11 protein-coding genes are annotated in these 12,760 nt (G+C 67.0%); 9 read left to right on the forward strand and 2 right to left on the reverse strand.

The window, feature by feature from the left end:
• Nucleotides 1-7: 7 nt before the first annotated feature.
• Nucleotides 8-1,207, reverse strand: coding sequence for a glycine C-acetyltransferase (gene kbl / locus IAE60_RS08780; RefSeq protein WP_187574555.1), 1,200 nt, complete (start codon nucleotides 1,205-1,207; stop codon nucleotides 8-10).
• 185 nt (nucleotides 1,208-1,392) lie between these two features.
• Here kbl and IAE60_RS08785 point away from each other — a divergent pair, with 185 nt between their 5' ends.
• The 5 genes from IAE60_RS08785 (at nucleotide 1,393) to IAE60_RS08805 (ending at nucleotide 6,202) form a co-directional block, all read left to right on the forward strand.
• Complete coding sequence (locus IAE60_RS08785; RefSeq protein ID WP_187574556.1) at nucleotides 1,393-2,409, forward strand: sulfate ABC transporter substrate-binding protein; 1,017 nt, start codon at nucleotides 1,393-1,395, stop codon at nucleotides 2,407-2,409.
• Nucleotides 2,410-2,411: 2 nt separating this feature from the next.
• Entirely contained in the window at nucleotides 2,412-3,275 is an 864-nt protein-coding gene (gene cysT / locus IAE60_RS08790) for a sulfate ABC transporter permease subunit CysT (RefSeq protein WP_187574557.1), read from the forward strand.
• A gap of 1 nt (nucleotide 3,276) precedes the next feature.
• A complete protein-coding gene (gene cysW / locus IAE60_RS08795; protein WP_187574558.1) occupies nucleotides 3,277-4,239 on the forward strand; it encodes a sulfate ABC transporter permease subunit CysW in 963 nt (320 codons plus the stop codon).
• 9 nt (nucleotides 4,240-4,248) lie between these two features.
• Nucleotides 4,249-5,307, forward strand: coding sequence for a sulfate/molybdate ABC transporter ATP-binding protein (locus IAE60_RS08800; RefSeq protein WP_187574559.1), 1,059 nt, complete (start codon nucleotides 4,249-4,251; stop codon nucleotides 5,305-5,307).
• Nucleotides 5,308-5,494: 187 nt separating this feature from the next.
• Nucleotides 5,495-6,202 carry a TorF family putative porin gene (locus IAE60_RS08805; protein WP_187574560.1) on the forward strand — a complete coding sequence of 236 codons (708 nt, stop codon included), beginning with the start codon at nucleotides 5,495-5,497 and terminating at the stop codon, nucleotides 6,200-6,202.
• 61 nt (nucleotides 6,203-6,263) lie between these two features.
• Here the strand turns inward: IAE60_RS08805 and tdh are convergent, their stop codons facing one another.
• Nucleotides 6,264-7,298, reverse strand: coding sequence for an L-threonine 3-dehydrogenase (gene tdh / locus IAE60_RS08810; protein WP_185895472.1), 1,035 nt, complete (start codon nucleotides 7,296-7,298; stop codon nucleotides 6,264-6,266).
• A 180-nt stretch (nucleotides 7,299-7,478) separates the two neighbouring features.
• Between tdh and IAE60_RS08815 the strand changes: the two genes are divergently transcribed.
• From IAE60_RS08815 to IAE60_RS08830, 4 genes are all read left to right on the forward strand, one after another.
• The gene (locus IAE60_RS08815; RefSeq protein ID WP_187574561.1) at nucleotides 7,479-9,647 is read left to right on the forward strand and encodes a S46 family peptidase; all 2,169 of its coding nucleotides are present in this window, start codon (nucleotides 7,479-7,481) and stop codon (nucleotides 9,645-9,647) included.
• A gap of 110 nt (nucleotides 9,648-9,757) precedes the next feature.
• Nucleotides 9,758-10,402: a histidine phosphatase family protein gene (locus IAE60_RS08820; protein WP_162110984.1), complete on the forward strand. Its 645-nt coding sequence runs from the start codon at nucleotides 9,758-9,760 to the stop codon at nucleotides 10,400-10,402.
• Between the two features lie 16 nt (nucleotides 10,403-10,418).
• Nucleotides 10,419-11,690 carry a bifunctional tetrahydrofolate synthase/dihydrofolate synthase gene (gene folC, locus IAE60_RS08825; protein WP_187574562.1) on the forward strand — a complete coding sequence of 424 codons (1,272 nt, stop codon included), beginning with the start codon at nucleotides 10,419-10,421 and terminating at the stop codon, nucleotides 11,688-11,690.
• A 67-nt stretch (nucleotides 11,691-11,757) separates the two neighbouring features.
• Nucleotides 11,758-12,756, forward strand: a complete 999-nt coding sequence (locus tag IAE60_RS08830) for an SPOR domain-containing protein (protein ID WP_187574563.1) — start codon at nucleotides 11,758-11,760, stop codon at nucleotides 12,754-12,756.
• Nucleotides 12,757-12,760 lie beyond the last annotated feature (4 nt).

The following is a 12,760-nucleotide window of genomic DNA, read 5'->3' on the forward strand; positions in this document are numbered from 1 at the left end:
TGTCCGGTCAGGCCTTCAGCACGCCCAGTTCGCGTCCGATGCGGATGAACGCCTCGATGGCGCGATCCAGGTGCTCGCGCGTATGCGCCGCGCTCATCTGCGTGCGGATGCGCGCCTGGCCCTTCGGTACCACCGGAAAGAAGAATCCGATCGCATAGATCCCTTCTTCCAGCAGACGCTCGGCGAAGCGCTGCGCCAGCGGTGCGTCGTACAGCATCACCGGGCTGATCGGGTGCACGCCGGGCTTGATGTCGAAACCCGCCGCCGTCATGCGCTCGCGGAAGTAGGCGGTGTTCTCGCGCAGCCGCTCGCGCAGGTCGCCGGCCGAAGACAACATCTCGAACGCCTTGATGCCAGCGGCCACGACATGCGGCGGCAATGAGTTGGAGAACAGGTAGGGCCGCGAACGCTGGCGCAGCAACTCGACCACTTCCTTGCGCGCCGTGGTGAACCCGCCCAGCGCGCCACCCATCGCCTTGCCCAGGGTGCCGGTGAAGATGTCGATCCTGTCCATCACGCCCTTCACTTCGGCCGAGCCGCGGCCCGTCGCGCCGAGGAACCCGGTGGCATGGCATTCATCGATGTGGACAAGTGCGCCGTACTTCTTCGCCAGCGCGGTGATCTCGTCCAGCGGCGCGATGAAGCCATCCATCGAGAACACACCGTCGGTGGTGATCAGCTTGGTCCTGCAGCCGGCCGCATCGGCGGCCTGCAACTGGGCTTCCAGGTCGGCCATGTCGCAGTTTGCGTAGCGGAAGCGCTTGGCCTTGCACAGGCGCACGCCGTCGATGATCGAGGCGTGGTTCAGTGCGTCCGAGATGATGGCGTCGTCTTCGCCCAGCAGCGGCTCGAACAGGCCGCCGTTTGCATCGAAGCAGGCGGCGTAGAGGATGGTGTCGTCGGTGCCGAAGAAGTCCGCGATCGTCTTCTCCAGCTGCTTGTGCAGGTCCTGGGTGCCGCAGATGAAGCGCACCGATGCCATCCCGAACCCGTGCGTGTCCAGCGCATCCTTCGCCGCCTGGATGATGTCGGGGTGGTCGGCCAGGCCCAGATAATTGTTGGCGCAGAAATTTAGCACCGTGCGGCCGTCTTCCAGAGTGATCTCAGCCGACTGGGGGCCGGTGATGATGCGTTCGGACTTGAACAGGCCCTGGGCGCGGATCTCATCCAGGGTGGCGGCGTAGTGGGCAGTCAGCGGATTGGACATGGGGCAGGGGCGAAAGGGGCAGGCCACCATTCTACCCGCGCCCCGCGATCACCCCGGTCGCGTCATGCGGCAACGGCATAAGCGGTCGCTGTTTCGTCATTTCCCTGCCGGCATGTGCACACGCAGCATCGCGTTTCCGGCCGCGCAGTCTCGGGTCCCGGCCCCCCCCCTTTCCTGGATGCTGCATGAAGAGATCCCTCTCGTACCTCGCTCGCGCTGCCTGGCTTGCCTGCGGCCTGGCGCTGGCGTCTGCCGCGCCAGCGCGGGACATCACCCTGCTCAACGTCTCTTACGATCCGACCCGCGAGTTCTACCGCGAGTTCAACACCGCCTTCGCCGCGGATTGGCAGAAGACGAAGCAGCAGAAGGTCAGCATCGAAACCTCGCATGGCGGTTCCGGCAAGCAGGCCCGCTCGGTCATCGACGGTCTCGAGGCCGATGTGGTGACCCTGGCGCTGGCCTACGACATCGACTCGATCTCCCAGCGTGCCAAGCTGTTGCCGGCGAACTGGCAGTCGCGCCTGCCCGAGAACAGCGCGCCGTATACCTCGACCATCGTGTTCCTGGTGCGCAAGGGCAACCCGAAGAAGATCCGCGACTGGCACGACCTGCTGAAGCCCGGTGTGTCGGTGATCACGCCCAATCCGAAGACGTCCGGCGGCGCGCGCTGGAACTACCTTGCCGCGTGGGCCTACGGTCTGAAGATCTTCAAGGGTGACGAGGCCAAGACGCGCAACTTCGTGCGTGCGCTGTTCCGCAACGTGCCCGTGCTCGACACCGGCGCGCGCGGCGCCACCACCACCTTCGTCCAGCGTGGCATCGGGGACGTGCTGCTGGCGTGGGAGAACGAGGCCCTTCTGTCGATCGAGGAACTGGGACCGGACAAGTTCGACATGGTCGTGCCGTCGCTGTCGATCCTGGCAGAGCCGCCGGTGGCGCTGGTCGACCGCAACGTCGACAAGCACGGCACCCGCGAGGTCGCGCAGGCCTACCTGAAGTACCTGTATTCGCCGGCCGGACAGCGGCTTGCGGCCAAGCACTACTACCGTCCGCGCTATCCGCAGTACGCCGCACCGGAGGACGTCGCGCGCTTCCCCAAGCTTGAACTGGTGACCATCAACGGCGTCTTCGGTTCATGGGCGAAGGCGCAGGCCACGCATTTCGCCGACGGCGGCGTATTCGACCAGATCCAGGCGAAGTAGTCATGGCGGTCGTGTCGCCCCCATTGCCGGGAAGGGCGCGCACCCGGCGCATCATCCCCGGCTTCGGCCTCAGCCTTGGCTACACGCTGTTGTGGTTGGGGCTGATCGTGCTGATCCCCCTGGTCGGCGTGTTCTTCAAGGCCAGCGGTCTGGGAGTCGCCGGACTGTGGTCGATCTGGACCGAGCCGCGCGTGCTGGCCGCATTGCGCATCAGCTTCGGCACCGCGGTGGCGGCGGCGGCGTTCAACGCCGTGATGGGAACGCTGGTCGCGTGGGTGTTCGTGCGCTACCGCTTCCCGGGCAAACGCGTGTTCGACGCGATGATCGACCTGCCGTTCGCGTTGCCGACGGCGGTGGCCGGCATCGCGCTGACGGCGTTGTACGGACCGACCGGTTGGATCGGCCAGTGGCTGGAAGCCGCGGGCATCAAGGTGGCTTACTCGCCGCTGGGGATCACAGTGGCGCTGGTCTTCATCGGCCTGCCGTTCGTCGTACGCGTGGTGCAACCCGTGTTGGCGGAAGTGGAGGTGGAACTCGAGGAAGCGGCGGCGACGCTGGGCGCCAGCCGCTGGCAGACCGTGCGGCGCGTGGTGTTGCCGACCTTGTGGCCGGCGGTTCTGGCCGGATTCGCGCTCGCGTTCGCGCGCGGCGTGGGCGAGTACGGCTCGGTGATCTTCATCGCCGGCAACCTGCCGGGCGTGTCCGAGATCGCGCCGCTGCTGATCACGATCAAGCTGGAAGAGTTCGACTACGAGGGCGCCACCGCCATCGCGGCGGCGATGCTGCTGCTGTCCTTCGCGCTCCTGCTGGTGATCAATACGTTGCAGGCGCGCCTGCAACGTACCGGCAAGCGGGCAGGGGGCTGACATGGGCGAAACCCTCTCGGCCGTCATCGCCTTGCCGCCGGAGTCCGCTTCCGTGGAGCCTCGTACCACCCCTTCGCCGCGCCCGCGCAGCGCGACCAGCGAGCCCATCTGGGTGCAGGTGTTGCTCGTGCTGGGCGCGCTAGGGTTCCTGCTGTCGTTCCTCGTGCTGCCGCTGGCCCTGGTTTTCGTGGAAGCGCTGCGAGGTGGATGGGGCGCCTTCCTGGCCGCGGTCAGCGAGGCCGATGCGCTCGCCGCAGTGAAGCTGACGCTGCTGGTGACCTTGATCGTGGTGCCGCTCAACCTGGTGTTCGGCGTGGCCGCAGCTTGGGCCGTCAGCAAGCATGAATTCCGAGGCAAACGCTGGCTGGTGACGCTGATCGACCTGCCCTTCGCGGTGTCGCCCGTGGTGGCCGGCCTGATCTACGTGCTGATCTTCGGTGCGCAGGGCTGGGCGTACGCGCTGGTCGACGAAGGCTGGCGCCTGTCGCTGCCATGGTTGGGCGAGCTGCATGTGCAGGTGCCGAAGATCATCTTCGCGCTGCCCGGCATCGTACTGGCGACGCTCTTCGTGACGTTCCCCTTCATCGCGCGCGAGCTGATGCCGCTGATGGAGCAGCAGGGAACGGACGAGGAACTGGCGGCACTCAGCCTGGGTGCCAGCGGATGGCAGACCTTCTGGCGCGTGACCCTGCCCAACATCCGCTGGGCATTGCTGTACGGCGTGCTGCTGTGCAGTGCGCGTGCGTTGGGCGAGTTCGGTGCGGTATCGGTGGTCTCAGGCCACATCCGCGGCCGCACCAACACGCTGCCGCTGCACGTGGAAATCCTCTACAACGAATACGCCTACAGCGCGGCGTTCGCGGCGGCGTCGCTGCTCGCGCTCACCGCGCTGCTGACGCTGGCGCTGAAGACCTGGCTCGAATGGCGCCATGGCGAAGCGCTGGCCGCCAACCATCGGCATTGAGACGACACCATGAGCATCAAGATCGAGCACCTGCGGAAGCGGTTCGGTACGTTCACTGCACTGGACGATGTCACCCTCGATATCCGCGAGGGGGAACTGCTGGCGCTGCTGGGGCCCTCCGGCTCTGGCAAGACCACCCTGCTGCGCGTGATTGCAGGCCTGGAGCAGGCCGATGGCGGCCGCGTGCTGTTCGACGGCGAGGATGCCACCTCGCTGAGCGTGCAGGCCCGGCGCGCAGGCTTCGTCTTCCAGCATTACGCCTTGTTCCGCCATCTGACGGTCGAAGAGAACATCGCCTTCGGCCTGCGCGTGCGGCGCGGCAAGCAGCGCATGGCGGACGCGGTGATCCGCGCCCATGTCGCCGAACTGCTCTCGCTGGTGCAACTCGATGGACTGGGCGGACGCTATCCGGCGCAATTGTCGGGCGGCCAGCGGCAGCGCGTCGCGCTGGCGCGCGCGTTGGCCATCGAACCGCGGGTGCTGCTGCTGGACGAGCCTTTCGGTGCGCTCGATGCGCAGGTGCGCCGCGACCTGCGCCGATGGCTGCGCGAACTGCACGACCGCACCGGACTCACCACCATCTTCGTGACCCACGACCAGGAAGAGGCGCTTGAACTGGCGGATCGCGTGGCGATCCTCAATCGCGGACGCATCGAACAGCTGGGCAGCCCTGCGGAGGCTTACGACGCACCGGCGTCGCCGTTCGTCTATTCCTTCGTCGGTGTCGTGAACCGGTTGCCGGCGCATTGGGAGTCAGGCGCCCTGCATGCGGCAGGCCTTCCGTTGGCGGTGCTGGACGCGTGCGGTCAGGGGGAGGCGGAGGTGTTCGTGCGTCCGGAGGACCTGCGCCTGGTCGATGATGGGAAGGGCTGGCCCGCGACGATCATCGGCTCGCAGCGCAACGGGTCGCGGCTACGGCTGCGTGCGCGGCTGGAGGTCGGCGACGAAGTGGAGATCGAGCTGCCGTCGGACCGGGAGGGCGCCGCCACAGGCCCCGGCAGGACGATTCACTTGGCACCAAAACGGTACGGCTGGTTTCCCCTGAATGGTGAAAAGGCACCAGCGTGATGCGTATAAGCTGCTGAATTGATTGGAAAAGAAACGAATTTTCCGCTTGTCCGGCGGGGGCTTGACGTGGGTGATTGCTGCGTCGCACTATCAGGGCGCAGTTAAAAAATAGTGAAGTGGTGATGACGGTCGTACGACGTTCCACGCGCTTCGCCTGCCCACGATCACTCGACCAAGGAGAATCCGGATGAAGCCCGTCAAGCTCGCTACCGCCCTCGCCACCGCCTTGCTGCTTTCGCTGCCGATGTCCGCCTTCGCCCAAGAGGCTGAGGAAGAAGAATCCCCGATCAGCTGGTCGCTGGCGGCCACGTCCGACTACGTGTTTCGCGGCGTGTCCCAGAATGATGAGAGCCCGGCAGGCCAGGCGGGCATCACCTACACCGCACCCCTCGGACTGTATGCCGGTACCTGGGCGTCGCAGGTGGACTTCGATACCAGCAAGCCGGATTTCGAAGTGGACTTCTTCGTCGGCTATAACGTCGACATTACCGACTCCGTCAATTTCGACGTGATGGTCAACCGCTACGTGTATCCGGAGGCTGCCGCCAGCAGCTACACCGAGTTGATCACCAAGACCAGCTTTCTGGAAAACTACAGCGCGACGGTCGCCTACACGGACGACGTCTATGGCTTGGACGAAGAGAGCTGGTATTATGCACTCGGCGCGAGCTACGACTTGCCGAAGGACTTTTCGGTCGCACTCAACGTGGGCCACACTACGTTCGACAGCACGCTGCCCTACGACGACTACACCGACTACGGCGTCAGCTTCAGCAAGTCGTTCGGCATGGTGACGGCTTCACTGGGTTACGTGGGTACCGACAGCCATGGCAACGTGAACTATGGCGATTGGGCCGATGATCGCGTGGTTTTCACGCTCAGCGTCGGCAACTGATCGCACGATCGCAGGAATGGAAAGGGCGCCGCAGGGCGCCCTTTTCTTCTGCGATGAGCCGTCAATTCCAGCTCAGCACGACCTTGCCGGCCTTGCCCTGTTCCATCAGGTCGAAGCCCTTCTGGAAATCGTCGATCGGCAACTGGTGGGTGAGTACTTTGCCCAGCGGGAAGCCGCTCAGCACCAGTTGCGTCATCTTGTACCAGGTCTCGTACATCTTGCGGCCGTAGATGCCCTGCACGGTGAGGCCCTTGAAGATGATCCGGTCCCAGTCCACGCCGGCGCCCTTGGGCAGGATGCCCAGCAGCGCGATCTTGCCGCCGTGGTACATGCAGTCGAGCATGTCGTTGAACGCGCGCGGGTTGCCGCTCATCTCCAGGCCCACGTCGAAGCCTTCCATGTGCAGGTCGGCCATCACGTCCTTCAGCGAAGTGTTGGCCACGTTGACCACGCGGGTAGCACCCATGTCCGCAGCCAGCTTCAAACGGAAGTCGTTGACGTCGGTGACCACGACGTTGCGCGCGCCGATGTGCTTGCAGATGCCGGCGGCGATGATGCCGATGGGGCCGGCGCCGGTGATCAGCACGTCCTCGCCGACAACGTCGAACTCCAGCGCGCAGTGCGCCGCGTTGCCGTAAGGGTCGAAGAACGCCGCCAGTTCGCTGGGGATCTGGTCCGGGATGGGCCACAGGTTGCTGGCCGGCATCACCATGTACTCGGCGAAAGCGCCGTTGACGTTCACGCCGATGCCCACGGTGTTCGGGCACAGGTGCTGGCGGCCGCCACGGCAGTTGCGGCAGTGACCGCAGACGATGTGCCCTTCGGCCGACACGCGCTGGCCGACATCGTAACCGGTCACCGCGGAGCCGAGCTGCGCGATGCGCCCCACGAACTCGTGGCCGATGGTCAGCCCGGGCTTGATGGTGCGCTGGCTCCACTCGTCCCACAGGTAGATATGCAGGTCGGTGCCGCAGATGGCGGTCTTCTCCAGCTTGATCAGCACCTCGTTCGGGCCGGGCTGCGGTACCGGCAGCTCTTCCATCCAGATGCCCTTGCCGGCCTCGCGCTTCACCAGCGCCTTCATCGTCTGTGCCATCGGACGTCGATCCAGGTAATGAGGGCGCGGATTATACGCCCCAGCCCGGAGCGGCCCTGTTGCAGGGCGCCTTGACAGCGCGGACGGCCACGGGGCGCGGGCGGGCAGGACGAAAGTCATGGGCGGCCGCGGTGACAGGTTCATTACAATCGGGACTTTCCTGTCCTTCACGGGGTTTCCATGCGTCCGAACCTGCTCGCCGCCGCTATCGCGGTCCCGTTGTCCCTGCTCGCCGCCCAGATCGCCCAGGCGGGCGAGGGCATGTGGGTGCCGCAGCAACTGCCCGAGATCGCCGGACCGCTGAAGAAGGCCGGCCTGAAGCTGTCGCCGCAGCAGATCTCCGACCTCACCGGCGACCCGATGGGTGCGGTGGTCGCGCTGGGCGGCTGCACCGCCAGCTTCGTGTCGCCGAACGGCCTGGTGGTCACCAACCACCACTGCGCCTACGGCGCCATCCAGCTGAACTCCACGGCCGAGAACAACCTGATCAAGAACGGCTTCAACGCACCCACGACGGCTGACGAGGTCAGCGCGGGCCCGAACGCGCGCGTGTTCGTGCTGGATGAGATCACCGACGTGACGAAGGATGCAAAGGCGGCCATCGCCACCGCCGGCGACGATGCGCTGGCGCGCACCAAGGCGCTGGAGGCCTTCGAGAAGAAGCTGATCGCCGACTGCGAGGCCGAGGCCGGCTTCCGCTGCCGCCTGTACAGCTTCTCCGGTGGCAACACGTATCGCCTGTTCAAGAACCTGGAGATCAAGGACGTGCGCCTGGCGTACGCGCCTCCGGGCAGCGTCGGCAAGTTCGGCGGCGACATCGACAACTGGATGTGGCCGCGCCACACCGGCGACTTCGCGTTCTACCGCGCCTACGTGGGCAAGGACGGCAAGCCGGCCGCGTTCTCCAAGGACAACGTGCCCTACCGGCCGAAGCACTGGCTGAAGTTCGCCGACCAGCCGCTGGGTGCGGGCGACTTCGTCATGGTGGCGGGCTATCCGGGTTCGACCAACCGCTACGCGCTGGCGGCCGAGTTCGACAACACCGCACAGTGGACCTACCCCACCATCGCGCGCCACTACAAGAACCAGATCGCGATGGTGGAAGCGGCCGGCAAGCAGAATGCCGACATCCAGGTGAAGTACGCCGCCACCATGGCCGGCTGGAACAACACCAGCAAGAACTACGATGGCCAGCTGGAGGGCTTCAAGCGCATCGACGCCGCCGGCCAGAAGCAGCGCGAGGAAGCCGCCGTACTGGGCTGGCTGAAGGGGCAGGGCGTCAAGGGCCAGCCGGCGCTGGGCGCGCACGCCAAGCTGCTCGACCTGCTGGAGCAGAGCAAGGCCACGCGCGATCGCGACCTGACCCTGGCGCTGTTCAACAACACCGCGATGCTGGGTTCCGCCACGCAACTGTACCGCCTGTCGATCGAACGCGAAAAGCCGAATGCCGAACGCGAATCCGGCTACCAGGAGCGCGACCTGCCGGCCATCGAAGGCGGCCTGAAGCAGCTTGAGCGGCGCTACGTGGCGGCGATGGATCGCCAGCTGCAGGAATACTGGTTGAACGAGTACATCAAGCTGCCCGCCGACCAGCGCGTCGCTGCGGTCGATGCATGGCTGGGCGGCAATGATGCCGCGGCCGTGAAGCGCGCGCTCGACCGGCTGGCCGGCACGAAGCTCGGCAGCACGGAAGAGCGGCTGAAGTGGTTTGCCGCCGACCGCAAGGCGTTCGAAGCCAGCAACGATCCGGCCATCCAGTATGCGGTGGCGGTGATGCCGACGCTGCTCAAGCTGGAGCAGGAGCGCAAGACGCGTGCCGGCGAGAACCTGGCCGCGCGCCCGGTCTACCTGCAGGCGCTGGCCGACTACAAGAAGAGCCAGGGCGAGTTCGTCTATCCCGATGCCAACCTGTCGCTGCGCATCACCTTCGGCAACGTGATGGGCTACGCGCCGAAGGATGGGGTGGAGTACACCCCGTTCACCACGCTGGAAGGCGTGGTGGCGAAGGAAACCGGACAGGATCCGTTCGATTCACCCAAGGCGCTGCTCGACGCCGTGGCCGCCAAGCGCTACGGCGGACTGGAAGACAAGCGCATCGGTTCGGTGCCGGTGAACTACCTGTCCGACCTGGACATCACCGGCGGCAACTCCGGTTCGCCGGTGCTCGACGCGCACGGCAAGCTGGTTGGTCTGGCATTCGACGGCAACTGGGAATCGGTCAGCTCCAACTGGGTGTTCGATCCCAAGATGACCCGCATGATCGCCGTCGATGGCCGCTACCTGCGCTGGATCATGCAGGAGGTCTATCCGGCGCCGCAGCTGCTGAAGGAAATGAACGTCGGCAAGTAGCACCTGCAACGGTCGCCAGACACGGGACGGGAGCGGGTATCATCCGCTCCCGTCTTCGTTTCCGGCGTATGGAAGCCACGCCGGCCCACCTCCAACGGACACCACCACGCATGCGCATCCTGCTTGCCCGCCACGGCGAAACGCCCTGGAACGCCGAAGGCCGCTACCAGGGCCAGATCGACATCCCGCTTTCGCCGGTCGGCGAAGGTCAGGCGAATGCGCTGGGCCAGCGCCTCAAGGACGTGCGCATCGACCGCGCGGTGGCGTCGCCGCTGTCGCGCGCCCAGCTGACGGCGCGCCTGGCCCTGGGCGATGCGCGTGCCGACATGCTGCAGACCGATGCCGACCTGCAGGAGATCGCCCACGGCGAATGGGAAGGGCTGCTGGCCAGCGAAATCCAGCAGAAAGACCCGGCCCGCCTGCTGGCCTGGCGTGAGGAGCCCGAAAACGTGCTGATGCCGGGCGGCGAATCGCTGCGCCAGGTGCTGGACCGATCCTGGCGTGGCCTGGCCCGCGCCACGGAAGGCCTGGGCGAGGACGACACGCTGCTGGTCGTCGCCCACGACGCCGTCAACCGCGTCCTGCTGTGCCGCATCCTGGGCCTGCCGATCGCCCGCTTGTGGACGTTCCGCCAGGCACCCACCACGCTCAACCTGCTGGAAGGCCCCTCGGTCGAGCAGTTGGAAGTCGTGCGCCTCAACGACTGCGCGCACCACACGCCGTTCTTCGGCGAAGCCAAGCACCGGGCGCTGTAACGCTGCCGAGGCCCGCATGGCGCTTACCGATCTTCCGCAGTGGCTGGCCTACATCGAGCGGCAGCACCCCAAGTCCATCGACATGGGCCTGGAACGCGTGCGCGATGTCGCCGCGCGGATGGCGCTCGGCAGGCCTGCGGCACGGGTCGTCACCGTTGGCGGCACCAACGGCAAGGGCTCCACGGTCGCCTTCATCGAGGCCATTGCGCGCGCGGCGGGCTGGAAGGTGGGCGCCTACACCTCGCCGCACCTGCTGCGCTACAACGAGCGCGTGCGCATCGATGGCGTCGAAGCCGATGATACGTCGCTGGTGGCGGCGTTCGAAGCGGTCGAAGCCGCGCGCGGCGATACGCCGCTGACGTATTTCGAATTCGGCACGTTGGCCGCGCTGTGGCTTTTTGAACGCGCGGGCCTGGACCTGGCGGTGCTGGAAGTCGGCCTGGGGGGACGGCTGGATGCCGTGAACCTGGTCGACCCCGATGTGGCCGTAATCACCACGGTCGATATCGACCACACCGACTGGCTGGGTGCGGACCGCGAGGCCATCGGTGCCGAGAAAGCCGGCATCGCCCGTGCCTGGAAGCCGCTCGTGCTGGGCGAAGTGGATTCGCCTTCCAGCGTGCTGCGCCATGCCTACGCCATCGGCGCGAACGCGCTCAGGCTGGGCAGCGACTTCTTCCACGAGCCCATCGATAGCAGTCACTGGCGCTGGCGCGAAGTCGGCGCGGAACTGGTGTTGCCGATGCCCGTGCTGTCGGCCCCGGCCCAGCGGGCGAACGCCGCCAGCGCGATCGCCGCATTGCGCGCGCTGCCGGGCGACGCGATTCCAGACGAGGCCTTCGCGCAGGGCGTAGCCCAGGCCACGCTCCCGGGGCGCCTGCAGCGCGTGCCGCACGGCGAGGTGGACGTGGTGCTGGACGTCGGCCACAACCCGCAGGCGGCACGCGAACTGGCCGCGTGGCTGCAGGCGCATCCTGCCGCGGGCGAAACGCATGTCGTGTTCGCCGCGCTGGCCGACAAGGACGTGACGTCCGTCGTGGACGCCTTCGCGGGCACGCTATTGCACTGGCATCTGGCGGGACTGGATGCCGGGCCGCGGTCGCAGTCCGCTGATCAACTCGCCGCCCGGCTCGAAGGAACCCTCGCCGCACGGGCACTCCGCCATCCGCGCGTGGAAGACGCCTTGGCAGCCGCGTTGGCCGGTGCACGTGCCGGCGATCGCGTGCTGGTGTTCGGTTCGTTCCATACCGTCGCCGAGGCGCTACAGGCGCTGCATTCAGGTCGATGACGGGGAGCGGCCGGAAGCGCGCCGTATAATCGCGGCGGCATTCCCGCCGCTGCTGCCCTGGACCTGGATGGATACCGCCCTGAAACAGCGCCTGATCGGCGCCGTCGTGCTGGTCGCGCTGGCCGTCATCTTCCTTCCCATGCTGGTCAAAGGGCCGGCACCCGACAGTGGCGTGTCCGACGTGCCGCTCGAGGTGCCCGCCGCGCCCGGCGGCGAATACGAAACGCGCGAGCTGCCCCTGGTCACGCCGGGCAGTGCGCCGGCCCAGGGTGCCGTCGGACTGGACGGTCAGGTGGCCGCGCCTGCTGCCGAGCCTGCGCCCGCCGAGGGTGCGCTGCAGCCGCCGGCGACGGCAGGCGGTGATTTCGCCGTCAGCTTCGGCGCCTACGCCACCCAGGCCGATGCGGACGCCGTGTTGGCCCGCGTGAAGCAGGCGAAGCTGCCCGGCTTCGTCGAACCCGCCACCATCAACGGCAAGCCGGCGTTCCGCGTGCGTGTGGGTCCCTATGTCGATCGTGCGCAGGCCGAAGCGGCGCGGCTGGACGCGATCAAGGTGCGCGGCGACGTCAACGCGCAGGTGGTCACGCTGGATGCGGCGACACCCGATGGCGCGCCCGTACCGTCCCCGGCGCCCTCCGTCGCGACCCCCGCACCGTCGACGCCGACGGTGACCACGCAGGCGCTCCCGCCCACGCCGGCCAAGCCGGTGCCGAAGCCCGCTCCCACGGAAACCAAGCCGGTCGCCGCCGAGACGAAACCGGCCCCTCCGGTCACCAAGCCCGCCGCGCCCGCGCCCGCACCGACAGCGCCGCCCAAGCCCGCCGCCTCCGGCGTGGGCTACGCCGTGCAGTTGGGCGCGTTCTCCAATGCGGGCGATGCGAATGCGCTGCGCGACCGGGTGCGTGCGGCCGGCTTCAGTGCGTTCGTTGAACAGGTGCGCACCGACAAGGGCACGCTGAACCGCGTGCGGGTGGGGCCCGTGGCCGACCGTGCCGGCGCCGATCGTCTGAAGGCGCAGGTGGCCTCCAAGGTCGGCATCGACGGCATGGTGCGTCCGCACCCTTGATGCC

The organism is Pseudoxanthomonas mexicana, from assembly GCF_014397415.1.
GTDB lineage: Bacteria > Pseudomonadota > Gammaproteobacteria > Xanthomonadales > Xanthomonadaceae > Pseudoxanthomonas_A > Pseudoxanthomonas_A mexicana.